31 protein-coding genes are annotated in these 26,346 nt (G+C 70.7%); 20 read left to right on the forward strand and 11 right to left on the reverse strand.

Annotated elements, in window-relative coordinates; all coding sequences use genetic code 11:
• Positions 1 to 4 precede the first annotated feature (4 nt).
• Positions 5 to 763: a 2,3-diphosphoglycerate-dependent phosphoglycerate mutase gene (locus AB0F81_RS12985; RefSeq protein WP_360195567.1), complete on the forward strand. Its 759-nt coding sequence runs from the start codon at positions 5 to 7 to the stop codon at positions 761 to 763.
• Between the two features lie 116 nt (positions 764 to 879).
• On the opposite strand, the gene AB0F81_RS12990 is transcribed toward AB0F81_RS12985, so the two are convergent.
• The gene (locus tag AB0F81_RS12990; protein WP_360195570.1) at positions 880 to 1,536 is read right to left on the reverse strand and encodes a CBS domain-containing protein; all 657 of its coding nucleotides are present in this window, start codon (positions 1,534 to 1,536) and stop codon (positions 880 to 882) included.
• A gap of 403 nt (positions 1,537 to 1,939) precedes the next feature.
• Here AB0F81_RS12990 and AB0F81_RS12995 point away from each other — a divergent pair, with 403 nt between their 5' ends.
• The 12 genes from AB0F81_RS12995 (at position 1,940) to AB0F81_RS13050 (ending at position 11,440) form a co-directional block, all read left to right on the forward strand.
• A complete protein-coding gene (locus tag AB0F81_RS12995; RefSeq protein ID WP_360195573.1) occupies positions 1,940 to 2,365 on the forward strand; it encodes a hypothetical protein in 426 nt (141 codons plus the stop codon).
• A complete protein-coding gene (locus AB0F81_RS13000; protein ID WP_360195576.1) occupies positions 2,362 to 3,267 on the forward strand; it encodes a hypothetical protein in 906 nt (301 codons plus the stop codon). Before AB0F81_RS12995 ends, AB0F81_RS13000 begins: the two co-directional genes overlap by 4 nt.
• 19 nt (positions 3,268 to 3,286) lie before the next feature.
• Positions 3,287 to 4,663 (forward strand): V-type ATPase 116kDa subunit family protein, encoded by a 1,377-nt coding sequence (locus AB0F81_RS13005; protein ID WP_360195579.1) that lies wholly within the window; start codon positions 3,287 to 3,289, stop codon positions 4,661 to 4,663.
• A 3-nt stretch (positions 4,664 to 4,666) separates the two neighbouring features.
• Positions 4,667 to 4,936, forward strand: coding sequence for an ATP synthase subunit C (locus AB0F81_RS13010; RefSeq protein WP_360195581.1), 270 nt, complete (start codon positions 4,667 to 4,669; stop codon positions 4,934 to 4,936).
• Positions 4,937 to 4,938: 2 nt separating this feature from the next.
• Positions 4,939 to 5,166, forward strand: coding sequence for a hypothetical protein (locus AB0F81_RS13015; RefSeq protein ID WP_360195584.1), 228 nt, complete (start codon positions 4,939 to 4,941; stop codon positions 5,164 to 5,166).
• The gene (locus tag AB0F81_RS13020) at positions 5,154 to 5,648 is read left to right on the forward strand and encodes a hypothetical protein (RefSeq protein WP_360195587.1); all 495 of its coding nucleotides are present in this window, start codon (positions 5,154 to 5,156) and stop codon (positions 5,646 to 5,648) included. Before AB0F81_RS13015 ends, AB0F81_RS13020 begins: the two co-directional genes overlap by 13 nt.
• Positions 5,645 to 7,378 carry a V-type ATP synthase subunit A gene (locus AB0F81_RS13025; protein ID WP_360195589.1) on the forward strand — a complete coding sequence of 578 codons (1,734 nt, stop codon included), beginning with the start codon at positions 5,645 to 5,647 and terminating at the stop codon, positions 7,376 to 7,378. Before AB0F81_RS13020 ends, AB0F81_RS13025 begins: the two co-directional genes overlap by 4 nt.
• 1 nt (position 7,379) lies before the next feature.
• Positions 7,380 to 8,759, forward strand: coding sequence for a V-type ATP synthase subunit B (locus tag AB0F81_RS13030; RefSeq protein WP_360195592.1), 1,380 nt, complete (start codon positions 7,380 to 7,382; stop codon positions 8,757 to 8,759).
• Complete coding sequence (locus AB0F81_RS13035) at positions 8,752 to 9,348, forward strand: V-type ATP synthase subunit D (RefSeq protein WP_360195595.1); 597 nt, start codon at positions 8,752 to 8,754, stop codon at positions 9,346 to 9,348. Before AB0F81_RS13030 ends, AB0F81_RS13035 begins: the two co-directional genes overlap by 8 nt.
• Positions 9,349 to 9,514: 166 nt before the next feature.
• A complete protein-coding gene (locus AB0F81_RS13040; protein WP_360195597.1) occupies positions 9,515 to 10,102 on the forward strand; it encodes a rhodanese-like domain-containing protein in 588 nt (195 codons plus the stop codon).
• 95 nt (positions 10,103 to 10,197) lie between these two features.
• Positions 10,198 to 10,893, forward strand: a complete 696-nt coding sequence (locus tag AB0F81_RS13045) for a DUF2202 domain-containing protein (RefSeq protein WP_360195599.1) — start codon at positions 10,198 to 10,200, stop codon at positions 10,891 to 10,893.
• Between the two features lie 274 nt (positions 10,894 to 11,167).
• On the forward strand, positions 11,168 to 11,440 hold the full coding sequence (locus tag AB0F81_RS13050) for an SHOCT domain-containing protein (protein ID WP_360195601.1): 273 nt from the start codon (positions 11,168 to 11,170) through the stop codon (positions 11,438 to 11,440).
• Between the two features lie 97 nt (positions 11,441 to 11,537).
• Here the strand turns inward: AB0F81_RS13050 and AB0F81_RS13055 are convergent, their stop codons facing one another.
• From AB0F81_RS13055 to AB0F81_RS13095, 9 genes are all read right to left on the reverse strand, one after another.
• The gene (locus AB0F81_RS13055; RefSeq protein ID WP_360195604.1) at positions 11,538 to 12,032 is read right to left on the reverse strand and encodes a hydrogenase maturation protease; all 495 of its coding nucleotides are present in this window, start codon (positions 12,030 to 12,032) and stop codon (positions 11,538 to 11,540) included.
• A complete protein-coding gene (locus AB0F81_RS13060) occupies positions 12,029 to 13,327 on the reverse strand; it encodes a Ni/Fe hydrogenase subunit alpha (RefSeq protein ID WP_360195606.1) in 1,299 nt (432 codons plus the stop codon). The genes AB0F81_RS13055 and AB0F81_RS13060 overlap by 4 nt, the downstream gene beginning before the upstream one ends.
• Positions 13,324 to 14,139, reverse strand: coding sequence for an oxidoreductase (locus tag AB0F81_RS13065; RefSeq protein ID WP_360195609.1), 816 nt, complete (start codon positions 14,137 to 14,139; stop codon positions 13,324 to 13,326). Before AB0F81_RS13065 ends, AB0F81_RS13060 begins: the two co-directional genes overlap by 4 nt.
• Entirely contained in the window at positions 14,139 to 14,996 is an 858-nt protein-coding gene (locus AB0F81_RS13070) for an FAD/NAD(P)-binding protein (protein WP_360195612.1), read from the reverse strand. The genes AB0F81_RS13065 and AB0F81_RS13070 overlap by 1 nt, the downstream gene beginning before the upstream one ends.
• Positions 14,993 to 15,472 carry a cyclic nucleotide-binding domain-containing protein gene (locus AB0F81_RS13075; RefSeq protein WP_360195615.1) on the reverse strand — a complete coding sequence of 160 codons (480 nt, stop codon included), beginning with the start codon at positions 15,470 to 15,472 and terminating at the stop codon, positions 14,993 to 14,995. The genes AB0F81_RS13070 and AB0F81_RS13075 overlap by 4 nt, the downstream gene beginning before the upstream one ends.
• Complete coding sequence (locus AB0F81_RS13080) at positions 15,469 to 16,632, reverse strand: 4Fe-4S dicluster domain-containing protein (RefSeq protein ID WP_360195618.1); 1,164 nt, start codon at positions 16,630 to 16,632, stop codon at positions 15,469 to 15,471. The genes AB0F81_RS13075 and AB0F81_RS13080 overlap by 4 nt, the downstream gene beginning before the upstream one ends.
• Positions 16,633 to 16,756: 124 nt before the next feature.
• Positions 16,757 to 17,278, reverse strand: a complete 522-nt coding sequence (locus tag AB0F81_RS13085) for a universal stress protein (RefSeq protein ID WP_360195621.1) — start codon at positions 17,276 to 17,278, stop codon at positions 16,757 to 16,759.
• A 519-nt stretch (positions 17,279 to 17,797) separates the two neighbouring features.
• Complete coding sequence (locus AB0F81_RS13090; protein ID WP_360195624.1) at positions 17,798 to 18,067, reverse strand: metal-sensitive transcriptional regulator; 270 nt, start codon at positions 18,065 to 18,067, stop codon at positions 17,798 to 17,800.
• 57 nt (positions 18,068 to 18,124) lie between these two features.
• Complete coding sequence (locus AB0F81_RS13095) at positions 18,125 to 18,484, reverse strand: thioredoxin domain-containing protein (protein ID WP_360195627.1); 360 nt, start codon at positions 18,482 to 18,484, stop codon at positions 18,125 to 18,127.
• 154 nt (positions 18,485 to 18,638) lie between these two features.
• On the opposite strand from AB0F81_RS13095, the gene AB0F81_RS13100 reads away from it, so the two are divergent.
• The 4 genes from AB0F81_RS13100 to AB0F81_RS13115 all read left to right on the forward strand — a co-directional run bounded on the left by AB0F81_RS13100 (position 18,639) and on the right by AB0F81_RS13115 (position 21,666).
• Positions 18,639 to 18,956, forward strand: a complete 318-nt coding sequence (locus AB0F81_RS13100; RefSeq protein WP_360195630.1) for a rhodanese-like domain-containing protein — start codon at positions 18,639 to 18,641, stop codon at positions 18,954 to 18,956.
• A gap of 36 nt (positions 18,957 to 18,992) precedes the next feature.
• Positions 18,993 to 20,351 (forward strand): MBL fold metallo-hydrolase, encoded by a 1,359-nt coding sequence (locus AB0F81_RS13105; protein WP_360195633.1) that lies wholly within the window; start codon positions 18,993 to 18,995, stop codon positions 20,349 to 20,351.
• A complete protein-coding gene (locus tag AB0F81_RS13110) occupies positions 20,348 to 21,283 on the forward strand; it encodes a sulfite exporter TauE/SafE family protein (RefSeq protein ID WP_360195636.1) in 936 nt (311 codons plus the stop codon). Before AB0F81_RS13105 ends, AB0F81_RS13110 begins: the two co-directional genes overlap by 4 nt.
• Before the next feature lie 215 nt (positions 21,284 to 21,498).
• Complete coding sequence (locus AB0F81_RS13115) at positions 21,499 to 21,666, forward strand: hypothetical protein (RefSeq protein ID WP_360195639.1); 168 nt, start codon at positions 21,499 to 21,501, stop codon at positions 21,664 to 21,666.
• Positions 21,667 to 22,039: 373 nt separating this feature from the next.
• On the opposite strand, the gene AB0F81_RS13120 is transcribed toward AB0F81_RS13115, so the two are convergent.
• The gene (locus AB0F81_RS13120; protein ID WP_360195642.1) at positions 22,040 to 22,369 is read right to left on the reverse strand and encodes an HPF/RaiA family ribosome-associated protein; all 330 of its coding nucleotides are present in this window, start codon (positions 22,367 to 22,369) and stop codon (positions 22,040 to 22,042) included.
• Between the two features lie 197 nt (positions 22,370 to 22,566).
• On the opposite strand from AB0F81_RS13120, the gene AB0F81_RS13125 reads away from it, so the two are divergent.
• From AB0F81_RS13125 to AB0F81_RS13135, 3 genes are read left to right on the forward strand one after another with little or no spacing between them, the layout of a single operon-like run.
• On the forward strand, positions 22,567 to 22,860 hold the full coding sequence (locus AB0F81_RS13125) for a hypothetical protein (protein ID WP_360195644.1): 294 nt from the start codon (positions 22,567 to 22,569) through the stop codon (positions 22,858 to 22,860).
• The gene (locus tag AB0F81_RS13130; RefSeq protein WP_360195647.1) at positions 22,857 to 25,031 is read left to right on the forward strand and encodes a glycosyltransferase; all 2,175 of its coding nucleotides are present in this window, start codon (positions 22,857 to 22,859) and stop codon (positions 25,029 to 25,031) included. The genes AB0F81_RS13125 and AB0F81_RS13130 overlap by 4 nt, the downstream gene beginning before the upstream one ends.
• Positions 25,032 to 25,054: 23 nt before the next feature.
• Positions 25,055 to 26,338, forward strand: coding sequence for a serine/threonine-protein kinase (locus tag AB0F81_RS13135; RefSeq protein ID WP_360195650.1), 1,284 nt, complete (start codon positions 25,055 to 25,057; stop codon positions 26,336 to 26,338).
• Positions 26,339 to 26,346 lie beyond the last annotated feature (8 nt).

A 26,346-nucleotide genomic window follows, 5' to 3' on the forward strand; every position in this document is an offset into this window, starting at 1 on the left:
GCGGATGGGCGATGGCGGAGCTCTGCTGCTCCTGCGGCACGGGCAGAGCGTGAGCAACGCGGCCGACGTCTTCACCGGCTGGAACGACGCTCCGTTGAGCGAGCTCGGCGTGACACAGGCACGCGGGGCCGCGGCAGCGTTGCGGAACCTCAGCGTACGACCGACCAGCGTGCACACGTCACTGCTGCGGCGCTCGATCGCCACCGCGGAGATCGTGACACATGCGTTGAGCCGCGGATGGATACCGGTGCACCGGTCCTGGCGGCTCAACGAACGCCATTACGGCGCCCTCACCGGCAGAGACAAACGTGAAGTCGCCGCCGAGGTCGACGCTTCGGTGTTCCACGCCTGGCGGCGGTCGTTCGCCGTGGCGCCGCCAGTGATGAACGAGGACGACGCTGCCCTGATGTATGCCGACGCTCGGTATGCGAATCTCGCTCCCGAGGCGCGGCCAGGGACTGAGAACCTCGCTGACGTGTGGCAACGGACGCTGCCGTACTGGTCGGACGTGCTGTTTCCGCAACTGCGGTCCGGCGAGACACCGCTAGTGGTCGGGCACGGCAACAGCTTGCGCGCCTTCGTGATGTACCTCGAAGGGCTGAGCCCCGCCGAGGTGGAAAGGCTGGACATCCCCACCGCTGTGCCGATGCGCTACCGGCTCGACCGGCGGGGAAAGGCGATCGCGGAGCCGGGAGGGCGTTACCTCGACCCGGTCAGCGCCGGCGAACAGGTGCGGGTCGCCCCGCCCCAGCGCAGTTACTGAAGTCGAGCCGCGTCAGCGTGCATGGTGGCGCTTTCCCACCGCCACCGCTGCTAACGGATCACTTGCGCGGCGCAGTCGGGCGTCCGCATCGCCAGCGAGTTCGACGCGCCAGAGGATCAGAGGAGCCCTCCCGGCGTCACGACATCTGTGAGGCCGCCATCGTCGTAGTCATAGCCGATCCGGGACACCACGTCGACTACTCCCGCGACCTGCCAAGCCATGCGACCGGCTATTTCAGCGGTGCGCCGCCGTTCGGTACGGCCGGTTAGCGTAACCGTCCCGTCCTTCACCTCGGTAGTCACCGTACCGGCGATGCCGAGCGCCGCCAGCACGCCGGACTCGACCTCCGAGCGAATCTCGTCGTCGGCGCGCAGGTGCACGCGCAGCAGATCTCCGCGCGAGACGATTCCGATGAGCCGTCCCAAGTCGTCGGTGACAGGCAGGTGCTTGATGTTCTCCCGATCCATCAGACGCGCAGCGGCCGCGATCGACATCCTCGGTGACACCGCAACCGCCGGCGCGGTCATCAGGTCACCGGCGGCTCGGGCGGAAGCCTTGACTCGCTCACCGTGGTGTCGCCGGCTCTCGAACAGACGTGGCTCCGCCGCGCCCGCGTACTCGATCTTACGCAGAAGGTCGGTTTCCGAGACCACACCCACCACGCGCTGATCGTCATCGATAACCGGCAAAGCGCCGACACGCCGCTCGATGACCATGTCGACGAGTTCACGGTAGGTGGTCGACCTCCTTGCCGACACCACATCAGTGATCATCACATCTCCGACACACCAGATCTTCACGACGACCCCTTCCCGGGCGACACTCTCTGCCGAGCCTAGAGACATCGGTCAGCGACGATGAGAGTCCAAGGACTCTAGTAGCGGGACCCGCAGATCCGGGCGTCATCGGCAGCGCACCATGGCGCCACATCCAAGCCAGCCGACAAGGTCCTTCGGCCCCGGGCACGCCGGACCTCCGGCACTGCCTTCTACAACCCTGCCGGCAGATGGTGGAAGAGGATCGCTCGGCGTGTCCGCGCCGGGCGGGCGCCACTCGAGGACGGCCATCATGCGAACCTGGGCTTCCATTCGTGAGGACCCGACCGAACGGGCGAACGCCAACCTGGCTGACTACGCAGGTAGCTACCGCCCCGCGCATGGATGATCCGAGGCCGGCATGCCTGGGATTCGCGACATCCTCACCCGCTTCCGGCCCGCCGGAGCGCCGGGAAGGCCCAGCCCCGCTGGGGTACCTGCAGACCGTCGTGCAGCTGCCCGGGCCGAGCTGACATCCGTATTCGCGGCGCTGACCGGCACGCAGGGTGATGCCGCCGCGATTCGCCAGCATGCGCACGAACGTGCCGCCGCCCGCGTCGAGGCGGCCCGGAGCCAGACGCGGTACATCGTCGATCAGGCACATGCCGCCAGCGAAACAGCACGCGCCCGAGCAGCCACTGAGGTGTGGCAGGCCGCGCAACAGGAGCTCGCCGAGCTGCACAGCGAGGCGGAAAGATCCGCGGCGGCCCTGCGTGACCGGGCCGAGGCTCGGCTGCCCGCCTGGCGCGAGATCGTCACCGCTCAGCTACGAACGGACCTGCGATGAGCGCCGGGTGGGTAGCCGCGGGAGCCCGCGCCACCGCCCTCGCGCGGCGTCGTCTCGGCCGCGACACCGTGACAGCCGTGGCCGCCTGCACTGACCTGCCGCATGCGCTCAGCATGCTCGCCGGCGGCCCGTACAGGCGGCACACCCACCCAGGTCAGAGCCTGGCCGAAGCCGAGCGCGGCCTGGCCGAGACGCTGCTGTGGCATCTACGCGTGCTGGCCGGCTGGCTGCCTCCACGCGGCGCACAGACCCTGCGTCTGCTCGCCGGCTGGTTCGAGATCGCCAATGTCGAGGAGCGCCTGCACGGCGACGGCGGCGCCGTCTTCCGCCCGGGCTCGCTGGCCACAGCAGGAGCCCGGCTTTCCGAGGCGCACACCGGCGAGCAGATCCGTGCCGTGCTCGCGGCCTCGCCATGGGGTGATCCGGGCAGCAGCGATCCGGCAGACATCGTCCGCGGGATGCGGCTGTCCTGGGGCGAACGGCTCGCGGCCCACGCGCCGCAAACGCACCCGTGGGTGGCCGGCGGCGTCGCCTTGCTGGTGGCTGATGAGCTTTTTACCGACCGCCGCACACTGCCCCCGGCCGCGCTGACCGCCGCAGGCCGGGTCCTCGGTACCCGTTGTCTGCACGCCGAGTCGTTGTCCCAATTCCGGGCCAGCCTGCGCCCGGACGCGCGATGGGCTGTGACCGACGCGAGTGCCCTAGATCCGTGGCAGGCGCAGATCAGCTGGTGGCGGAGGGTGCGCAGCGACGGTGACAGGTTGCTGGCCGCCACCACCTTCGACGAACAGCGGCCGATCGGTGCGGCCTCGCTGCTCGCCGTCGATGCCTGGCAGCTGCGAGCGGCGCTGGAGACGGCGGCACGCGGCTCGGTCTCGGAGGTGTTCGATGTCCTGGCGTGAGCTACTGAAACCGGTGCCAATGACCCGCATCGCCGTGGTCGCCCCGCGCGGCGCACTGCGCGCTGCCCTGATCCGTCTGGCCGATGCCGGCTGCGTCGAGTTCGACACACCCGACGGCAACGGCAACGGCGAGGCGGGTCACCGCCTGCGGCGTCTGAGCACGGCGGGAAAGCCGGCCGCGCTGCTGTTCACCGGTACCCCTGACCTGGCGGCATGGGAACGCGACGGTCGCGCCGGCCTGCTCGCCGGTGAGGTCCAACTGGCCCGGCACACCGCCGTCGCCAGCATCGAGGGAGAGATCGCCGCGATCGCCGGGTGGACCCCACAGGCGCAGCTGCCGGTGCTGCAGGACCTGCTGCGGCCGTTGGGCGCGACGGCGGTCGCACTACCGAGGCCACGCGGCATCGACCCGCCGACCATGCTTCCAGCTACACCCCGGCACACCGCTTTCGCGCCGTTGATCGACACGTACACCACAGTCCCGTACGCCGACATCGACCCCACGCTGCTGGCCGGCCTGGCGTACGTCGTGTTGTTCGGTGCGATGTTCGGCGACGTCGGGCACGGATTGCTGCTCGTGGCCATCGCACTGCTGATCCGGCGTGGCCGGCCACGCCGCCTGGCCGGGCTGCGGCCGCATTGGCTGTTCGTCGCCAGTGCCGGAGCCGCCGCCACGGTCTTCGGCCTGCTTTACGGGGAGGCGTTCGGCCCCACCGGGCTGGTTCCCACTCTGTGGCTGGCCCCCATGGAGCAGCCGGTCGTACTGCTCACCGCCGGGATGGCGCTGGGCGCGGTGCTGCTTGCCGGCGCGTACGCGCTCGGCACGGTCAACCGCGTCCGCGAGGGCGGCTGGGCCCTCGCCCTGTACGCACCCTCCGGGCTCGCCGGCTGCCTGCTGTTCCTCGCAACCGCGCTGGCCGGGTTGAGCTGGTGGCAGCATTGGCCCTGGGTCGGCGCCACGGCGGCCGCACTGGCCACGGTGGCTCTGATACTCGCGTACATCGGCCTGCTGGTCAGTGCAGGAGGCAAAGCCGCCGGCGCCACCCAGGCCGCTGTCGAGCTGTTCGACATGGTGATCCGGCTCGGCGCGAACCTGCTGTCGTTCGCCCGCCTCGCCGCGTTCGGCATCACCCATGCCGCGTTGGGGTGGATCGTCTGGACGGCAACGGCGGCGCTGACTGGCCGAGGTGCTCTCGCCGTGGCCGGTGCCGTGCTGGTCTTCGTCATCGGCAACGCGCTCGCCTTCGGGCTGGAGGCGCTGGTGGCCGGTGTGCAGGCCCTTCGCCTGGAGTACTACGAGCTGTTCTCCAAGATCTTCCAACTCGAGGGGCGCCCCTTCCGGCCCTGGCATCTGCCGGCCACGGAGCACCTCGTACCCACCGCCACCGAGGAGTGAGAGATGAACGCCTGGCTGATCGCGTCACCGATGCTGGTCGCAGCGGCCGCGGAGAGCGGCGGCGGAGGCATGGCTCTGCTGGCCGCGGCGATCGCGGTCGTCGGCTCCTCGATCGGGGCCGCGATCGCCGTCGCGTACACGGGAGCCGCGGCCCTGGCCGCGATGAGCGAGCGTCCCGAGCTGTTCGGCCGCGCCATGGTGATCGTCGGCCTGGCCGAGGGCATCGCCATCTACGGCCTGATCGTCGCGATCATCCTGATCGGCAGGGCTTGACCATGAGTCGCATCGCCGCCCTGGGCGAGGAGACGCAGGTACGCGGCTACGCACTCGCCGGCGCGCTCGTCATCGTGGCCGAGCAGCCGGACCAGGTACGTGCCGCCTGGCGATCCCTGCCCGCCGACGTGGCAGTGGTGATCCTGACTCCCACGGCTGCCGCTGCCGTGAACGCCGTCGCCGCACCACCGAGCCTGCCGCTGACAGTGATCCTGCCGTGCAACCGCTGACTGAGGCCCTGACGCCGGTCCGTTCCGCCCTGCTGGCGGCCGCCGAGCAGGACGCCACAGCCGAGTTGGCACGGGCCGACGCACACGCTGCGCGGATCCTGGCCGACGCCCGCCGGCAGGCCGCACAGATCGTGGCCGAGGCGCAGAGTCGCGGCGCTGCGGACGCCACCACCGCGCTCGCCGCCGAACGGGCCCGGCAACGTCGCGCCGCCCGTGCGGTCGTCCTGGCCGCCGGCAAGCAGGCGTACGACCGGATGCGCGCCTGCGCCCGGGAAGCCGTCACCGGCTTCGTCGGCGACCCGCAGGTGCGACAACGGCTGGAGCAGATGGCGCGCGCGGAACTCGGCCCGTCGCTTGAGATCCGCGACGCCCCGGACGGCGGAATCATCGCTCGCGCCGGCGGACGCCGGCTTGACCTCTCTCTCGCCGGCTTCGCGGAACGCGCGGCGGAGCAAAGCGCCGCAAGGTGGAACCAACCATGAACCCCGGACGGATACGACGCGTCAACGGGCCGCTCATCGAGGTCGACGAGCTCACCGCCGTGGCCATGGCCGAACTCGTCGAACTCGGCCCGCAACGCCTGCTGGCGGAGGTCGTCTCGTTGCGATCAGCCGGGAACGGCCGGGCCACCGCCGTGGTCCAGGCTTATGAGTACACCGGTGGCCTGCGGCCCGGCCAGCCCGTACACCCGCTCGGGCGGCCACTCGCCGCCCGCCTCGGCCCCGGGCTGCTCGGCGGCGTCTACGACGGCCTGCTGCGGCCGCTGAAGCCCGCTCCCATCTGGCTGGCTCCCGGCACCGTGCCTGGTAACCAGATCCGGCGGTGGCGCTTCACCCCGGCCGAAGCGAAGATCGGTGACGTTCTCGGCCCCGGAAAACTGCTGGGCACCGTCGACGATGCCGGTCCGGTGCCGCATCGTGTGCTGGTGCCGCCCGGTGTCCATGGCGCGCTGACCGCTCTGGCCGAGGACGGCCGCTACCGCGACGACGAACCGGTAGCCCGGGTGGGCGAAACCGCCGTACCCCTCGCGGATTGGTGGCCGGTCCGCCTGCCGCGCCCGTACCAGCAGCGCCACAGCGACGCCCCACCGCTGCTGACCGGACAGCGGATCGTCGACGCCGTCTTCCCCCTGTGCAAGGGGGGCACGGCCGCCGTCCCCGGTGGGTTCGGCACCGGAAAAACGGTGCTGCTGCAGCAGATCGCCAAGTGGTGCACCGCCGACGTGCTCGTCTACGTCGGCTGCGGCGAACGGGGCAACGAGCTGGCCGACGTGCTCACCGATCTGGCGGCCCTGATCGATCCACGCAGCGGGGGCGCGCTCGCCGACCGTACGGTGATCATCGCCAACACCTCGAACATGCCGATCATGGCGCGTGAGGCGAGCATCCACACGGGTGTGACCGTTGCCGAGTACTACCGGGACATGGGTTACGACGCGGTCGTCATCGCCGACTCCACGTCACGGTGGGCGGAGGCCCTGCGGGAGTTCGCCTCGCGCAGCGGAGCACTGCCCGCCGAGGAGGGCTATCCGGCCGGGCTCGCCTCCGCCCTGGCGGCGTTCTACGAACGCGCGTCCCTGGTTACGCCGCTGGGCGGCGGCACTGGCTCGGTGAGCATCATCGGAGCGGTGTCGCCGCCTGGTGGTGACATGACCGAACCGGTCACCGCGCACACCCAGCGGTTCGTCCGGTCGGTGTGGATGCTCGACCGGGAGCTGGCCTACGCGCGGCACTACCCGGCCGTCGCCTGGCGTGGCTCCTACTGTCGTGACGTCGAGATCGTCGGTGCCTGGCAGGCCCGCAACGGCGACGCCGGCTGGGCGCCACGCCGGGCCCGGACCGTGTCGCTGCTCGCCGAGGCGGACCGGCTGGCCGATCTCGCCCAGCTGGTCGGCACCGGTGCGCTTCCCGGGCACGAGCGCATGACGATGCTGGCCGGCCGGCTGATCCGGGAGGCGGTTCTGCAACAGAACGCGTCATCGGGCAACGACGGCTACAGCACGCCGGCCAAGACCGCCGCCCTCATCGACGCCGTGCTGGCCGTCGCCGAGGCGGCCGATCAGGCGGTGGCCTCCGGCGTACCGGCCGCCGTATTGGAGAACAGCGACTTATCCGTCCTTCTGCGGGCGCGGGAGGAAACCGGTCCGGCCGACGCCGAAGGCGTACGGCAACGCGCGCACGTCCTGCTTGCCCGGTTGAGAGAGGTGAGCTGACATGACCGTGCCACCGGTCGAGTACGAGACGGTCGAGGAACTACGCGGCCCCCTGCTGGTCGTCCGCGGCGTGCAGGGCGTCGGCTGGGACGAGTACGCGCGAATCCGCACCGGGACCGGAACCCGGCACGGGCTCGTCCTCGAGGTCGACCGGGACCTGGCCGTCGTCCAGCTGTTGGAGGGCAGTGAGAGCCTCGATCTGGAGTCCACCCGGATCGGCTTCGACGGCGAGCCGCTGCACATCCCGGTCGGCCCCGGCTGGCTCGGGCGCATCTGCAACGGCCGCGGCGAGCCGCTCGACGGTGGTCCGCCGATCCTCGCCGCCGAGCGGGCGGCAGTCGCCGGCAACCCGCTCAATCCCACCTGGCGCGACCCACCTGAGCAGGCCGTTCTCACCGGAGTCTCGGTCATCGACGGACTGACTACCCTGGTACGCGGTCAGAAGCTACCGGTGTTCTCGGTCGCCGGCATGCCACACCTGGAGCTCGCGACCCAAATCGCGGCGCAGGCGAACGTCCAGGACGAGCCGTTCAGCGTGGTCTTCGCGGCGATGGGGCTCACGGCGGCCGACGCCGACGCCGCACGGGACGCCCTCGAACGACGCTCCGCGGCCGGCGAGCTGACGCTGCTGCTCAACCTGGCCGACGACCCGGTCGTCGAACGGCTGCTCACGCCACGGCTGGCACTGACCATCGCCGAGCACCTCGCACACGATCTGGGCAGGCACCTGCTCGTCGTGATGGCCGACATGACCAGCTACTGCGAGGCCCTGCGCGAAGTGTCCGCCGCTCGCGGCGAGATACCCGCCCGGCGCGCCTACCCCGGCTATCTCTACAGCGACCTGGCCTCACTCTACGAACGGTGCGGCCGGATCCGCGGACGACCGGGCTCGGTGACCCTGCTACCGATCCTCACGATGCCCGCCGGTGACATCACCCATCCGGTGCCGGACCTCACCGGGTACATCACCGAAGGCCAGGTGCTGCTCTCCCCCGACGTCGCCGCCCGCGAGGTCTACCCACCCGTAGACCCACTGGCGTCGCTGTCGCGGCTCATGCGCCGCGGCGCCGGTCCCGGCCACACCCGCGCCGACCACCTCGACCTGGCCGCGCAGGTCCTCGCCGCACTTGACCGGGCCCGGCAGGCCCGGGAACTCGCCGAACTCGTGGGCGCCGACGCGCTCTCCGACACCGACCGCAGCTACCTGAGGTTCGAACACACCTTCACCGATGTGTTCTTGAATCAGCGCCGCGACGAGACCCGCAGCATGGACGACACGCTGGACCGGGCCTGGCGGTCGTTAGCGGAGCTCCCTCGGCGGGAATTGACCATGCTGCCGGCCGCACAGGTTGCCGCCCACCTGGGAGATCGCGATGGCTGACCGACGCGTGACCGGGCGCGCCGGACGGTTGCTGCTGCTGCGCCGCCTCAGCAGTGCGCAGCGGGCCGTCGACCTGCTGGATCGCAAGCTGCGCATCCTGCGCGCAGAGCAGGCGCGCATCCGGCGGGAGGCCGACGAGGACATCCGCGCCTGGCAGGCCGCCACCAGCGCACTCGACCGGGCCGTGACACGCGCGGCGATCCTCGGCGGCCGGCGCGGCCTGCGGCTCGCGGCACCACCCGGCGCGGCCACGGTCACGCTCAGTTGGCTCGAGATCATGGGCACCCGGTTTCCCAGCTCGGCGACGATCGACGTGGTCCGGCCGGACCCCTGTGGACCGGTCACCGCCGCCGCTGCCGCCGCCGCGGGCGAGAGCCTGCGGGCAGCGGTACGTGTGGCGTGCTCCGCAGCGGCCCGGCGAACTGTCGAAACGGAGATCTCCCGGACTCGCCGCCGGCTGCACGCCCTCACCGAACGCTGGATCCCCACCTGCGAGCAGGCCCTCCAGGAGATCGCCCAGCGTTTGGACGAGGAGGACCGCGACGAGATGGTACGACGCCGGTGGGCGGCGGGCCGTCCCGTCCGTTAGCTCACGCCATCGCCATGACTTGGCGTCGACCAGCGCCCCGGCTAAAGTCGAGCATACCCCCAGGGGTATGCAGGCTCCGGTTCGTCCGAATAAGTCTTAGCGCGCCCGGATGCCGCGCAACCTCCGCCGTTCCTGCCTGATCGCTCAAACGAGGAGTGACTGAGTTGTGAGTACCTTCGACAAACCGGCGCACCCGGTGCGGATCGACAGCGCGATCCTGCGCGAGTGGCTCGCCGCCGGTGACGGACCGCGGCTGCTGGATGTGCGGGAGCCCGCCGAGTTCGAGGCCATGCACATTCCCGGCGCGTACAACGTGCCGCTGCACCTGCTGCGCGAGCACCGCGGCGAACTGCGAGCCCACCTCGACGAGGTCGTGCTGGTCTGCCGGTCCGGGATACGGGCCGGACAGGCCGAAAAGCTGCTGACCGAGATCGGCATGACCAACGTGCACGTGCTCGACGGCGGCGTGCTCGCCTGGGAAGCGGCGGGCGGGCCGGTCAAGCGTGGCCGCCGCCGCTGGGACATCGAGCGGCAGGTCCGGCTGGTCGCCGGCGCACTGGTGCTGCTCGGCGTGGCCGCCGGCCTGGTACTTCCCGGAGCTCAATGGTTCGCGGCCGCCATCGGTGCCGGACTGGTTCTGGCGGCCCTGACCAACAGCTGTGTCATGGGCGCGCTGCTGTCACGCCTGCCGTTCAACCGCGGTTCGAGCTGCGACATCGACAAGGTCGTCGGCGAACTGGCCAGTGCCCGGTAAGTCATCCCCGGCAAGTTCTCCACACCGCCTGCATACCGACTCCACGCCGCTGCCACGACGGCGAGCCACGGTAGGGGTGAAGGAAGGGAGAAGTCATGAAGACCACCACTCGCCGCGCGGCAACTTTCGTGGCGGCCGGCGTGCTCGGCCTGGGTGGGCTGGCGGTGGCGGCTCCGGCGCTGGCCGGTCACGGCCCGTTCGCAGGGCCGGCCCCGACCAGCGCGGCCACCGCGGACCGCGACGGCTACGGCCACGGCATGGGACCCGGATACGGTAACGGCATGGGAGCCGGGCACGGTTCCGGCTACGGGGACGGAACCTGCATGGGGCTGTCTGTCACGGCCGAGCAGGGCACGCTCACCGAGGCCCAGAAGGCGACGCTGGCGTCGATGGCAGAGGAGGAGAAGCTCGCCCGCGACCTGTACGCGGCGTTCGCCGCCCGCTACGACGCGGCCGTCTTCGACCACATCGCTGCGGCCGAGACCCATCACCTGACCGCCGTACGCACGCTGCTGGAGCGTTACGACCTGAGCGACCCGACCTTGAACCAGGCGGCCGGCAAGTTCACGGACCCCGCAGTCCAGGCCACGTACGACAAGCTGCTCGCGCAGGGTGAGAAGAGCCTGTCCGCGGCCCTGAGCGCCGGGCAGCAGGTCGAACGTGCCGACATCGCCGACCTGAAGGCCGCCGCCAACGGGCTGACCGCCGCCGACGTCAAACAGGTCTACGCGCGCCTGCTGTCGGCCTCGGAGCGGCACCTGGCCGCCTTCACCCGCTGGTCGACCCGGTGATCCCAGTGGTGGGGCGGTTCGCCGCCCCACCATCAAAGGAGAGTCAACATGCCCTGCGGAACCTCCGTCCGGCTACCTGCCCTTTCCACTCACCGTGGAGCAGCTCCGGGCTCCTCCCAACCTGGTTCCCCTACCCGCCGGGATGGGACGTTCGGCCCCGACGGCGTGTCGTTGGCCGGTACCCGGCCCGAGTGGCAGGTAGCAGGGTGGGGGCAGATACCCGCGAGCCCGTCGCCGGGCGGCAACTGCCGGTGCGTACCGAAAGGAGATCACCATGATGTACTACGGCAACGGAATAGGCGGTTGGGCCATGGTGCTCATGACCGTGAGCAGCCTGCTGTTCTGGGCATTGGTGATTGCCGGCATCGTCGCGATGGTTCGCTACACAGGCCGCGACGCGCGGCGTGCCGGGCCCGTGACCTATGGCCCGACACCGCAACAGATGCTCGCCGAACGGTTCGCCCGCGGAGATATCGATGAAGAGGAGTACACGCGGCGTCGGCACGTGCTCGACACGACGGCACCGCCACGCGGACCCAGCGGCTGATGCGCCGCGTCCTCGCCGGGCGACCGGACCGGCAGACCCGCAAGGGTGGCACCTCCACATCCGGCTGTCGGCAGTCCCCCGAGAAGAGATCGGCGTTTCAGGGATCTCGGAGGTCCAACAGTTCGGCGGCTCGCCGGGCCACCGGCTGCACCATGGCGGCCACCTGTGGGGTGAGCTCGACGCCGAAGCCGAATTCGTGGCCGGACACGGCGAGTACCACCAGCCGCCGGGGTAGCCGGTCGAGTACCCGGGCCAGCGCCACGGTGCTGCCCAGCCCGATTCCGTGGGAGCTGGCCGAGGCGTCCCCGCCCAGGCCGTCCAACTCGTCGAGGACCAGCTCGTATCTGCGGCCCGGGGCGTCACCGCCGTCGCGGACGGCGTCGACCACCACCGCCAGGTCGGCGCCGGCCCACAGATCCAGCAGCCGGGCCGGTTCGCCGTCGCTGGTGCGCAGTTCGACGGCGGCCAGTCCGGGTTCGCGGGTGCGCCGGTCGGCGAGCGCTGCGACGACGAGGGGGCCGAACCCGTCGTCACGCCGGTACTCGTTGCCGACCCCGATCACCACCCGGCGGCCCGAGGATGCGGTGGTCATTCCCGGTCCACGGTGAGGTCGAGGAAGTGGGTGGCGCATGAGATGCACGGGTCGTAGTTGCGGATCGCCTGTTCGCACTCGCGGGTGAGTCGCTCGTCGTCGAGGTCCAGCCGGGCTGCGACGAACCGGCGCAGATCGTCCTCGATGGCGGCCTGGTTCTGGGACGTGGGCGGGACGATGCGTGCCGAGGTGACCAGGCCGTCGGCGTCCAGGCCGTACCGGTGGAAGAGGATGCCGCGCGGTGCCTCGGTGGCGCCGTAGCCGACGGCGGCACGCCCCGGCACGTCCAGGTACGGGCGGACCGGCGGCTCGTACTCGTCGATGAGCCGCAGCGCCTCCTCCACGGCGTACACCGTCTCGACCGCCCGCACTACGACGCTGCGGTACGGGTTGCGGCAGTCGGCGCCCATCCCGGCGGCGGTGGCCGCCTGGGTGGCCAGCGGGGACAGCCATCGTCGGTTCAGGGTGTAGCGGGCGGCCGGCCCGGTCAGGTAGGCGCCGCGACCGGCCAGGTGGGCGTGCAGCGCGGTGGAGTGCGGCACGTGCTCCTCGATCACGTGGTCCTCGAACTGCTGCGGGGGGAAGCCGCGCCCGCCCGTGGTGGCGACGGTGCCGGACTCGATGGCGTATCGGCCCGGGGTGGTCAGGGCGAGGAGCTCGTGATCGTGGTGGAAGTCCGGGAAGTCGAATCCGGCCACCCATTGCACTGTGTCCAGGGCCTGGCGCAGGGCTGCGCGCAGGGTGTCGCGCAACGGTATGAGCTCGCGCGGCAGCGGCACGCGGTAGAAGCCGCCGACCCGCACGTTGACCGGGTGGATGGCCCGCCCACCCAGCAGTTCCAGGATGTCGTTGCCGGCCTTCTTCAGCGCCAGGCCGCGTTCGACCAGGTCACGCCGGTCCTTGGCCATGTCCAGCGCGCTCGGGTAGCCGAGGAAGTCGGGTGCGTGCAGCAGATAGATGTGCAGGGTGTGACTCTCGATCCATTCGCCGCAGTAGAGCAGCCGGCGCAGCGCCGCGATCGACCCGCCTACCTGCACGCCGCAGGCATCCTCGATCGCCGCGCAGGCGCTCATCTGGTACGCCACCGGGCAGATACCGCAGATGCGGGCGGTGATGTCGGGAGGTTCGGTGTACCGGCGGCCCCGCAGGAACGCCTCGAAGAACCGGGGCGGCTCGTAGATCTCCAGGCGCACGTCGTCGACCGCACCGTCGCGGACCCGGATGTGCATCGCGCCTTCGCCCTCCACCCGGGCCAGGGCGCGGACGTCGAGCGTGCGATCGGACCGATGGGTCATGTCGGCTCCCGCGGGACATCACGCGGGCCGGTCGCGGGTGGCGGCCCGACGGTCACCCGGGACAATTCGATGAACGCTGAGGTGTTGAACGTGCGGTAGGCGCGTACCACGTCGTCCTCGGACATGCCGGTGGCGCGCAGCAGGCCCGCTTGCGCGGCGGCGTTGGGGCTTTCCATCGGGCCGAAGCAGCCGTAGCAGCCGCGGTGGTGTGCCGGGCACAATGCGCCGCAGCCGGCGTGCGTCACCGGCCCGAGGCAGGGGGTGCCGTGGGCGACGACGACGCAGACGTTGTGCCGCTGCTTGCATTCGAAGCAGACGCTGTGTGCGGGGATGTTCGGCTTGCGGCCGGCCAGCAGCGCGGTGATGACCTCCAGGAGCTGTCGGCGGTCGATCGGACAGCCGTGCAGTTCGTAGTCGACGTCGATGTGCGCGGCGATCGGGGTGGAGGTGGCCAGGGTGGAGATGTAGTCAGGCCGGGCGTAGACCAGCGCCGTGAACTCGTCGACGTCGGCGAAGTTGCGCAGCGCCTGGACGCCGCCGGCGGTGGCGCAGGCGCCGATCGTCACCACGGTGCCGGACATCTCGCGGACCCGGTGGATGCGTTCCACGTCGGCTTGCGTCGTGATCGAGCCCTCCACCAGGGACACGTCGTAGGGGCCGGGTTCGACGGTGCGGGTCGCCTCCAGGAAGTGGGCGATGTGCACCCGGTCGGCGACGGCCAGCAGTTCGTCCTCGCAGTCGAGCAGGGTCAGCTGGCAGCCGTCGCAGGACGCGAACTTCCACACGGCCAGGGTCGGCCGGTCGGCGGCCATCACAACTCCCGCACTGAGATCAGCGGCTCGGCCCGCGCGTAGTCGACCACCGGACCGTCCCGGCAGACCAGCAACGGGCCCAGCTGACAGTGCCCGCACCAGCCCACCCCACAGCGCATGTTGCGCTCCAGCGACACCCGCACCTGCCCGGCCGGGACACCCTGGGCGATCAGCGCCTGAGCGGCGAACCGCATCATGACCTCCGGTCCGCAGAGAAACGCCACGGTCAGGGCTGGATCGAAGCGAACTGTGGGGATCAGGGTGGTGACCACGCCGACATGACCTGTCCAGCCCTCGGCCGGCCGGTCGACGGTCACTGCCACCTCCACACCGCCGGCAATCCACTTCGCCAGCTCGTCGCGGTAGAGCAGATCGGCCGGCGTGCGGCCGCCGATCAGCAGCGCCACCCGCCCGTATCGGGACCGGGCCGCTAGCACCGCCTCCACGACCGGGCGCAACGGGGCCAGCCCGATCCCGCCGGCGACGATCAGCACGTCTTGGCCGGCCGCCGAAGCCTCGTCCCAGGTGGTACCGAACGGTCCGCGCACGCCGATCACGCCGCCGGGCCGGGTGGCGTGCAAGGCTCTGGTCACCGCGCCGACCGCGCGCAGCGTGTGCACCAGCCGCCGGGCCCGGCCCTCCCCGGGCCCGCCGATCCCGCTCACCGAGATCGGGACCTCACCGATCCCGTACGCCGTGAGCATCGCGAACTGTCCCGGCACGAACTCCGCCAGCGGGCTGCCGTCGTGCTCGAGGGTGAGCGTGACCGTGTCAGCGGTGTCGACGCGCCGGGAGATCACCCGGTACGGCCGGGGAACCGCCGCGCCGACCTCGGCGACCAGGGCCGGTGCGCTCACGGCTGCCTCACCTGTGCCGCGGTGGCGTACAGGTCGAGCAACCGCAACCGGGTGGCGTGCAGGCGCTCGGTGATGACCGGCGTGAACCGGCGCAGCATCGCGTAACCGAACCTCGAATCCGCGTCACAACGGCGGCGCACCGCGACAGCGTCGAAGACCACTGCCTGCACCGGTGACCGGGCGACCGCGCCGAAGTTCCAGCGGTACGGCGGATACAGCCAGGACCAGCCCAGCACGGTCCCCGCCGCCAGCGTCTCGATCACCTGATCACCGCGCCCCGGCACACGCAGGTCCAGGGCCACACTGCCGTCCTCGATCAGCCAGAACCGGTCCGCGTCGCCGCCCTCGGCGAAGATCCGCTCTCCCGCCGGGTACGAAACGGCGCTGCCATCGGCGCAGAGTCCATGCAGCAGTCGCGGCGGTAGCCCGGCGAAGAACGGCAGGGCCGCCACCCGATCGGTGAGGTCCGTGCTCATGGCGCCTCCTCCGGCGGGGACGCCGCCACCTGCAGGGCGGACAACGCGGCCACCTCCTGGGTGATGTCGATCCCGGTCGGGCACCAGGCGATGCACCGGCCGCAGCCGACGCAGCCCGACGAGCCGAACTGCTCGTGCCAGGTGCCGAGCTTGTGGGTGATCCACTGCCGGTACCGCGACTGGCCGCTGGTGCGCACGCTGCCCCCGTGCAGGTACGAGAAATCCAGGTCGAAGCAGGAGTCCGAGCGGCGCCACCGTTCCGAGTGGTCGCCGGTGAGATCGGTGACGTCCTCGGTGGTGCTGCAGAAGCAGGTGGGGCAGACCATGGTGCAGTTGCCACAGGTGAGACAACGCGAAGCCACATCGTCCCAATGCGGCGACTCGCGGCTGGCGGCCAGCAGATCCGGCAGGCCCTCGCCCGGCATCGACCGGCCCATCATCGTCGCGGCCTGCGCCACCGCACCGGCGGCGTACGACACCGTCGCGTCGTCGGCCGGCCGCCCGGGCAACGCGGACAGCACCTCGGCCCCCGCGAGGGTTCCGGCACGTACGAGGAACCGGTGGTCGCCGCCGTCGACCAGCTCGGTCATGGCGAGGTCGAAGCCGGCGTCCGCGTGCGGGCCGGTCCCCATCGAGGTGCAGAAGCAGGTCGCGCCCGGTTCGGTGCACTCGACGGCGATCACGAAGTTGCCGTCCCGGCGCCCGGCGTACCGCGAGTCCACGTGCCGGCCGCCGGTCAGCACCCGGTCCAGGATCCGGATCGCGGCTATGTCGCACGGCCGGACGCCGAGCAACGCGTACCGGTGCCGCTCCACCGCTTCGGTCACCACCACGCCGCCGTCGGGCGTGCGGTCCGCCTCCCAGAGCTTGGCGCGCGGCGGGTGCAGCACGTCCTTCCAGGATTGCGGTCCGGCCGAATGACCGAACGCCGCCGGATCGCCGCGAGCGCGCAGCCGGTAGCGGCCGGCTTCGGTTTCGACACCCCAGCCGTACGGCAGCTCGGCGGCGGAGGACAGCTCGGCGAGCATGATCGCCCCGTCGCGGGCCGTTGGCCCGACGATCGTGTAGCCGCGCGCGTGCAGCGCGTCGAACAACTCAGTCAGAGCCGGTGCACTGACGATCGTAGGCGGCGGCAGTCCTTCGTGCGTCTCCGGTGGCATGATGCCTCCTCGGGCCCGCAGATTGGCTCAGCCTAGCGATGGCCAATGGCATCCGCCTCGGGCCGAGCGGTCCACATCGATGCCCAAAATACCCTTGCGTCGGTCGCCCGGCAGCTCCGCGGTCTTACGCCACGGGGTGCAGACGGCTACGGACGGTAGGCCCTCTGTCTTGTCTCGGACTCGCAGCCGAACGGACGACGCCTCGCCGCCGGGAACGCCGATCACGATGCCGTTCCCGACGGAGTCGGAGCTCATCCGTGCCCGTTCCGGCCTCGCCTTGCCCCGCTGACCCGCTGATCACGACCAGCGGACTGTGCGCCCGCCGGGTCAGCACCGACGCCGCTGCGACGGACGCGGCATCGCCGCCTTGCGGCACGATCATCAGGTCGCAGGACCGGCTCACCGCGGCAAGCGTCACGACCGCGTCCACGGCCCGCCGTACGGAGAACGTCACCTCGACGCCCGGATGCCGCCGCGCCCCTTGCCGCAGCAGATCACGCACCGGCGCGTCACCGGAAGCCTGCGCGGGTCCGGCCGCGATCACGGTCAACGTCGCGCCGCGCCGCTCCGCCTCGGTGAAGCCCAATCGCAGCGCGGCCTCCGCTGGTGCCGCGCCGATGACGCCGACCGAGATCCGTCCGTACATCACCGACCACCTTTCCACTCCCATCGTCACCCGGCGCCGGCTGCGCCGGGTAGGGCCACGAGTCCCGCGGACGGTGCCGTCATGGCCGCTCGGCACCGCGTTCCCAACCGGACATCCAGCAGCCGATAAGAAGAAAGCGACCAGGCAGACCACCACACAGATCGGTCCAGTGAGAATGTGGGTGCCGATCGCCAGGGGGCCGGGCGAGGAGTCGAACCTCGCATGTAGGCGCGGGGAGTATTCCCTCGGTCCGCCCCGCCCTGTTCGGGCAGTTGCCGTATGTCTACCAGCCCATGGTCAGCGGCGGTGATGTCCAGAATATGCACACCTCGCTCTGACAACTTAAGTATCGGCGCCGGCAGTGGGGGTGTGGAGGGCCGGAGTGCCCCTTGTCAGGGGTCGTTGGTCCGGCAGCCAGCGAGCCATGATCCAGGCCCACCGGACGACTCGAGCCGGAGGAGTCATCGATCAGGCTGCGGCCGCCCTGGACGCCCTCGCCAGAGCGAGCGGGCGGCACCATCAGGCCAGCGACAGGAAGAGCTTCTCCAGCTGGGCGATGTCGACGGTGGGTTCCTTGCCGTCCTGTTCCGCGGTCACGCACTGCCGCAGGCCGGTCGCGATGATTTTGAAGCCGGCCCGGTCCAGCGCCCGGGACACCGCAGCGAGCTGGGTCACCACATCGGCGCAGTCGCGGCCGGACTCCAGCATGGCGATGATGCCGCGGATCTGCCCTTCGGCCCGGCGCAACCGCTTGATCACGTCTACCAGGGCGTCGCCGTCGATCTCCATGCCCACACCTCCCCCGTTGCAGTCGGATGACGAGCATACCCGGGCGGGTACCTGAGATCAGTGTTGCGCGGTGGTCTCACTGCGCACCTGCTCCATGTCCAGGCCGCGCACGGCGGTGATGAGCTCCTCAAGTGCCGCCGGCGGAAACGCGCCGGGTTGCGAGAAGACCAGGATCCCGTCGCGGAAGGCCATCAGCGTCGGTATCGAGGAGATTCGGGCGGCGATCGCCAGGTCCTGCTCGGCCTCGGTGTCGACCTTCCCGAAGACGATGTCCGGGTGTCGCTTGCCGGCCTGCTCGAAGACGGGCGCGAAGCGGTGGCACGGGCCGCACCAGGACGCCCACCAGTCGACCAGCACGACGCCGTCGCGGGAGACGACCTCCTCGAACGTCTTCATGGTCAGGTTGAGCACACTCATGATGCCCCTCCGCTCTTTGTCAGCCGTTGCCATCTTCAACGGTACCCCCGGGGGTATCTATTCCTGACTGCTGAGGGCTTGACGACAGCACCGAGAACCGCGCTATGGTCGTTCTCGGATACCCCCGGGGGTATGTGATCGAGAGGAGCGCACCGTGTGTGAAGTCGACGTCGTGACGTTCGCCGCCCACCGTGACGGCGCCGTCGTGATCGACGTCCGTGAACCATTCGAATACCTGTCCGGACACGTGCCCGGCGCCGAACTCGTGCCGCTGGCCCGGCTCGCCGCCCGCATCGGTGACCTGCCGAAGGACCGGCCGGTCTACGTGATCTGCGCAAGCGGCAACCGCAGCCTCACCGCCGCCGGCCTGCTGCACCGCGCCGGCATCGACGCCTGGTCCGTCGCCGGCGGTACCGCCGCTTGGCAGCGCGCGGGCCACCCCGTCGTGCGCGGCCGCCACGCCACCGTCTGAGCCGGGCCTTCCCCCACCGAACGAAGGAGTCACTCCGTGTTCCGTGTCCTGCCCATCGACACCCCCACGCTCGGCGACCGCAGCTACCTGGTGCACGACGGCACCAGCGCGCTCGTCGTCGATCCGCAGCGCGACATCGACCGTGTCCTCGACCTAGCCGCCGCCGAGGGCGTCGCCATCACCCACGTCTTCGAGACGCACATCCACAACGACTACGTCACTGGCGGCTACGCCCTCGCCCAGGCGACCGGCGCGCAGTATCACGTCAACGCCGACGACCCGGTGACCTTCGACCGCGTTCCGGTCCGCGACGGCGACATCGTCGCCGTCGGCGACACCATGCGAGTACGCGTGATCGCCACCCCCGGGCACACCTTCACCCACCTGTCCTACGCGCTCGACGTCGACAACGAGCAGGTGGCGGTGTTCTCCGGCGGCTCACTGCTGTACGGCTCGGTCGGCCGCCCCGACCTGCTCGGCCCCGCGCACACCCACGACCTGGTGCGCCTGCAGTACCAATCGGCCCACCGGCTGGCCGGGGAGCTGCCCGACACCGCCGGCGTCTATCCCACCCACGGCTTCGGCAGCTTCTGCTCCGCCACCCAGTCAGAAGCCACCGCCTCCACCATCGGCGCCGAGCGACGCGCCAACCCCGTTCTGAACCGGGCCGAGCAGGAGTTCGTCGACGACCTGCTGATCGGGCTGGACGCCTGGCCTGCCTACTACGCCCACATGGCACCGGCCAACAGCACCGGCCCTGCCGCCCCCGATCTGAGCGCCCCCGAGCACGCCGACGCCGAACAGATCCGTAAGCGCCTCGCCGACGGCGAATGGGTCGTCGACCTGCGCAACCGGGTCGCCTTCGCGGCCGGCCACGTCGCCGGCACACTCAACTTCGGCCTCGACGGCAGCTTCGCCACCTACCTCGGCTGGCTCATCCCCTGGGGCACTCCGCTCACTCTGCTGGCCGACACCCCCGAGCAGGTCGCCGAGGCGCAGCGTGAACTGGCCCGCATCGGCATCGACCGGCCCGCCGCTCACGCCACCGGCGACTCCGCCGACTGGGCCGGCGGACATGGCCTGCACACGTTCCCGCGTGCCACCTTCGCCGACCTCGCCCAGGTCCGACACCACCGGCCGGTCGTCGTGCTCGACACCCGCCGAGACCTCGAGCACGCCGGCGGTCACCTCGCCGGCGCCGTGCACATCCCGCTGCACGACCTGCGCCGGCGCCTCGGCGAGATCCCGGACGGCGAGGTGTGGGTCCACTGCGCCGCCGGATACCGCGCCTCCATCGCCGCCTCCCTGCTCGCCGCGGCGGGCCGCCTCGTCGTCGCCGTCGACGACGCCTTCACCAACGCCGCGGCCGCGGGACTACCTGTCTGCACGTCATGACTGCTGCGCTTGTCGTCACGGTGATCCTCGCCGCCGGGATCGGGGTCAGCCTCGGCCTGCTCGGCGGCGGCGGATCCATCCTCGCCGTACCGCTGCTGATCTACGTCGCCGGCCTGCCCACCAAGGAGGCCATCGCCACTTCGCTGCTGGTCGTTGGCGCGACCAGCGCCGTCGGCCTGATCCCGCACGCCCGCGCCGGCCGGGTCCGCTGGCGCACTGGGCTGACCTTCGGACTGGCCGGCATGACAGGCGCCTACGCCGGCGGCCGCGTCGCCACCTACATCCCCGGCGCGGTGCTGCTCGCCGGCTTCGCGCTGATGATGCTCGCCACGGCCGTCGCGATGATCCGCGGCCGGCCTCCGGGTCCGGATGAGCCCGTCCCGCACGAACTGCCGGTGCCACGGGTGATCCTGGACGGCATTGTGGTCGGGCTGATCACCGGACTGGTCGGCGCCGGCGGCGGGTTCCTCGTCGTGCCCGCGCTCGCCTTGCTCGGGGGCCTGCCGATGCCGATCGCCATCGGCACCTCGCTGCTGGTCATCGCCATGAAATCGTTCGCCGGACTGGCCGGCTACCTGTCCAGCGTCGAAATCCCGTGGGGACTCGCCGTCGCCGTGACCGTCGCCGCGATCATCGGCAGTCTCCTCGGCGGGCGGCTTACCGGCCGCATCCGCGAGAACGTGCTCCGAAAATCGTTCGGTTGGTTCGTCCTGGTCATGGGCACCTTCATGCTCGCCCAGCAGGTCCCCACCCGGTTGTGGAGCACGCCCGCGACGTGGGCGGCCATCGCCGCCTCGGCGAGTGCGATAGCCGGCGTCGTTCTCGTCCAGCAGCGCCGCAGACGACGCACGCCCGAGACGAATCCCAACCAGCCGGCGCGGGTGTCAACGGCAGCAACGGTCGCCGATGACGGCGGCATCCGGCCGCTCTGACGACCACCGCACCTGATTAGCGAAGGACTTCCGCCAACGGGCGCCGGGGCGTGGCAGGCGCCGGGTCGCCATAGCCCAGGCGGATGACCAGACCGATCGCCGTCGGCGGGATTCCGTCACGGCGGCCCGGCGCCGGACGTGTCCAATGGCCCAGTTCGCCGTAATAGCCGCGGTGGGTACGTAGACGGCGCTCCGCCGCCCGCCCGAGACCGGCGATGATCGTACGGCTGGCCGCGCCGGCGACACCAAGGACCGCGCCCCTCGAGGGCGGCGGCCTCGCGCAGCCGCTCGATGTCGTCGGCCGGCACGACCGCGGCACGGAACGGCCGCCGGTTGGTGTGCCGGAGAAGGATGCTGTCGGCGAGGTCGCGTGCGGCGGCTGACGGCGACGACGGCGTCCCGGCCCTAACCCGGGCCACAAGGTCCGGCAGTCCAGGTCCGGCCGAGACGTCGTACTAGGGTATCCAGCCGGCGCCCCGCAGTGCCGCCCGGAGGGTGAAGACCGCAGCGCCGACACTGATCATCAACTCCCGGCCAGACGGGTCGAGAACCTCCAGCCTCCGAGTCCAGTCGGCGTGCACCTCGACGGTGTCACCGTCGATCCGGAACCACCAGGGTTGACTGTTGTGCAATGACGGGGCCGAGGTGGCAGCTCGCACGCCTCGAGTCAGGACCCGCCGGACCCGATCATCAGCGATGTGGTTCATTTCGATGCCCCCAGTCGCCCGCTTCACCGGCGATCACGCTTGGCGCGCTTCACACGTCGGCCTGCCGGCCTCTGCTCCCCTCGCGCCGGTGCCGGATGCGACGCAACCGTGAACGAAGGCGTTCCTGCATCAGGTCCGTCGCCTCCTGCATCGTGGCTCCCACCGCGTGGACGTGCACGCCCACCCCGCCGACGTCGACATGGGCGTCGACCCGTTGACCGGGCGCAGCCGAGTCGAGCGTCAACGACATGCGCAGCACGGTTCCGGGCGCGTGGTGCAGCGCCGCCTCCAACTTCTCGACGGCGTACGCCGTGGCATCCGCGTCGACCTCACCATGGATGTACATCTGAGGGCTGATGACTCGATCAACACGCGTCATGACGCCTCCCCTGATCATCCCCGGACCAGCGCAACCGGGTCATACCCCCATGATCGACGCGCTGACAAGAACCCAGTAGGGCCCTACGGCCCGCCTTTGACGGCCAGCCCATCGCGGCGGGGAGATGACTTTTTGCCTGCGGCTTCCGGGACTTTCGAGACATGTGCCATCCATCAGGCGTCGCATAGCGTCGATTCATGGCTCGACGACGGCTGGCTGGCCGAGGAGAGACACCCCGCGCGGTGGGACGCGTCGCGGGGCGGGTGCGGTCCGGCCCTGTGATCGGCCGGGTATCGCCGATCGAACAGGCCCGCACCGACATCGCACCCCTCGATGAACTGCCACCGCCGGTCTTCGCCGATCCCAACGGACTTCGACGCAGACGTCTGCGGCGACTCGCGTACGCCTTCGTTCTCCTCCTTGTGCTGCTGCTCGCGAGTTTCTGGATGAGCCAGCTCGGCATGGACCTACCCGGGATCCGTCTCGAATGACCATCTACCACGCCACCCGCCCGGCCGGACCGGCTCCGACCACCGGGCACATTCCGGCGCTGCGCCGCCGGCGATCCCTGCTGCGTGCGCTGCTCGTCCTCGCCATACTCGCGGTGCTCGGGAACATGCTGTTGGTGGAGGCGTACCTGCGCTCGGAGTTCGCGCCTGACAGCGCTCCCCAACAAACTCGCCCGTTCGACGCCGTGCCGACGGCGGTACGCAGCGGTGGCCCGGTCATCGACCTCACCGGTGCCCGGCCGCTCACCTACCGGATCCCCGGCCGGACGATCGTGCTGACCTTCGACGACGGTCCCGACCCGCGATGGACTCCCCAGGTTCTCGACGTCCTGCGGCGTCATCAGGCGCACGCCACCTTCTTCGTGCTCGGCTCGCAGGTCGTCCGCAATGCGGACCTGAGCCGGCAGATCGTCGCCGAGGGCCATGAGATCGGTGTGCACACGTTCACCCACCCACGGGTGTCGGCACTGCCGCCCTGGCTGCGCGATCTCGAACACGCGGCGACGCGAGCGGCGATCGCGTACACGACTGGCCGCTCGACCGCGCTGTACCGTCCGCCGTACTCGTCGGTGATCGACGCCATCGACAACACCGACATGACGACGTTGCGCGAGGCCGGGCACCAGGGTTACCGCACCGTGCTCAACGACCTGGACAGCGAGGACTGGCGGCGTCCCGGCGTCGAGACGATTCTTCGCCTTGCCACGCCGCGCGACGGTGCCGGAGCGATCGTGCTCATGCACGATGCAGGGGGCGACCGATCGCAAACGGTCGCGGCGCTGGACCGGCTGATCCCTCGCCTGCAGGCTCGGGGTTATCGGTTCGCCACCGTCTCGGAGGCGCTCGCCGGACGGGTCCCCGGAGCGAACCCGCCGGCCGGGTTCGCCGAGTCGTCCCGCGGCTGGGCGCTGGTGTGGATGGTACGGACCGCTGATCTGACCCTGCGGCTGCTCTGGTACCTGCTGTTCTGCGCAGGCGCCCTGACTCTCGCCCGGACCGTGCTGGTTGTCGTGCTGGCAGTGGGCCACGCCCGTCAGCGTCGGGCACCGACCTGGTCCTGGGGGCCGCCGGTGACCGATCCTGTCTCGATCATCGTGCCGGCATTCAACGAGGCGAAGACGATCGGGCCGGCGGTGCGGTCCCTGGCGTCGTCGGCGCACGCGGGAGTCGAGGTGATCGTCGTGGACGACGCGTCGACCGATGCGACTGGGGAGGTGGTCGACGGTTTACGGCTGGGCAACGTCCGGGTGATCCGAACCCCATCCGGCGGAAAGGCGGCCGCCCTCAACACCGGCATCGCGTTCGCCCGGCACGACATCATCGTGATGGTGGACGCGGACACCGTGGTCGAACCCGACTCGGTCCACCGGCTCGTGCAGCCGTTCGCCGACCCGGGCATCGGCGCGGTGTCCGGCAACGTCAAGGTCGGCAACCGACGAGGTCTGCTCGGCAAGTGGCAGCACATCGAGTACGTCATCGGCTTCAACCTCGACCGCCGCCTCTACGACACGCTCGGCTGCATCGCCACCGTTCCGGGAGCGCTGGGCGCGTTCCGCCGCCAGGCCCTCGCTGACGCGGGCGGCCTGCACGTCGACACCCTCGCCGAGGACACCGACCTCACCATCGCCGTGCAGCGGGCCGGCTGGCGGGTGGTCTACGAGGAGTCGGCGCGCGCCTGGACCGAGGCGCCGACCGGCCTGCGGCAGCTGTGGCGGCAACGGTACCGGTGGAGTTTCGGCACCATGCAGGCTTTGTGGAAGCACCGCCACGCCGTGGTCGAGGGCAGGCCGTCGGGCCGGTTCGGGCGGCGGGGAATGCCACTGATCACGCTGTTCACGGTGCTGCTACCGCTACTCGCACCTCTGCTCGACATCATGGCGGTGTACGGCTTCGTCTTCCTCGACCGCGAGGAGGCTGCACTGGGCTGGCTTGCGATGCTGCTCGTGCAGGCTGTGACGGCGGTGGTGGCATTCCGGCTGGACCACGAGCCACTACGGCCGCTGTCAACTCTGCCGCTGCAGCAGGTCGCCTACCGCCAGCTGATGTACCTGGTGCTCATTCACTCGGCGTTGACCGCTCTGGCCGGGCGGCGGCTGCGCTGGCAGAAGATGCGCCGCACAGGGGAGGTCGCTGTGCCGGCACGGCTCGGATAGCCACGGCGAGGGAGGCGATCGGCATGCAACACCAACCCGGTCAGTTGCTCGGCGGCCGGTATCGGCTCGACGACCGGATCGCCCTCGGCGGCATGGGCGAGGTGTGGCGGGCCACCGACACCGTGCTGGGCCGCGCCGTCGCGGTCAAGACCATGCGCGCCGACCGAGTCGGCGACCCGCAGTTCCAGCGCCGTTTCCGGCATGAGGCGGAGGCCATGGCCGCGTTGCACCACCCCGGGATCGCTGACGTGTACGACTTCGGGCAGGAACCCGACGCGGACGCGTACCTGGTCATGGCACACGTGGCCGGCGAACCCCTGGACCGCCGGATCGCGGAACAGGGCCGGTTGCCCTGGGCCGAGACCATGTCGATCGTCGCCCAGGTGGGCCGGGCGCTGGCGGCGGTACACGGCGCCGGGATTGTCCACCGCGACGTCAAACCCGGCAACCTGATCATGCGGCCGGACGGGAACGTCGTCCTGGTCGACTTCGGTGTCGCCCGCTCCCATCGCTCCGATGCGCTCACCGGCGCACGGGAGGTCGTCGGCACGGCGCACTACATCGCCCCGGAACAGGTGTCGAAGGGCGCGATTGGTCCGGCCGCCGACCTGTACGCGCTGGGCGCGGTCGCCTACCACTGCCTCTCCGGGCATCCTCCGTTCTTCGGCGACACGCCGGTCGCCATCGCGATGCAGCACCTCAGAGACGAGCCGCCGCCCCTGCCCGAGGACGTCCCGTCACCGGTCCGCGCCCTGGTGATGACCGCGCTCGCCAAGGAGCCCGCGGCTCGCTTCCCGTCGGCCGCTGCAATGGCGGCCGCAGCCGAACAGGCCGGGGGCGCCGAACCGATCGACGAACAGATCGAGACCGTCCGGCTCGCTCCGGTACCGCCGGTCCCGGGCTCGCCCGTCGGGGGCCCGGGAGACGGCTCGCCAAGGCGACAACTCCTGATCGCCGTGGTGACGGCACTGCTGGTACTGCTCGGCGCCGGGACCGTCCTGGCGTTCGCCGACCCGTTCGACTGGTTCCCCGCCGCGCCGCTGCCCTCCACATCGCAGACACCCGCACCGGCCGCTTCGCCGTCGCCGCCGCAATCCGGCCGGCCGGTCAACGGTGGCACCGGAGAATCCAGCGAGCCGCCACCGTCATCCAGCACGACAAGCAGATCCCCCGCTCCGGCGTCGTCCACCACGACGACACCGTCTTCGAAGCCGCCGACGACGCCTTCCTCTCGTCCGCCGACGACGTCACCCACCGAGGAAGAGACCAGTACACCTCCAGACTCTCCCGCGGCGTCCCAGCCGTGAGCCGATTC

The sequence above is a fragment of the Actinoplanes sp. NPDC024001 genome, assembly GCF_040638955.1.
In the GTDB taxonomy this organism is placed as follows: Bacteria; Actinomycetota; Actinomycetes; order Mycobacteriales; family Micromonosporaceae; genus Actinoplanes.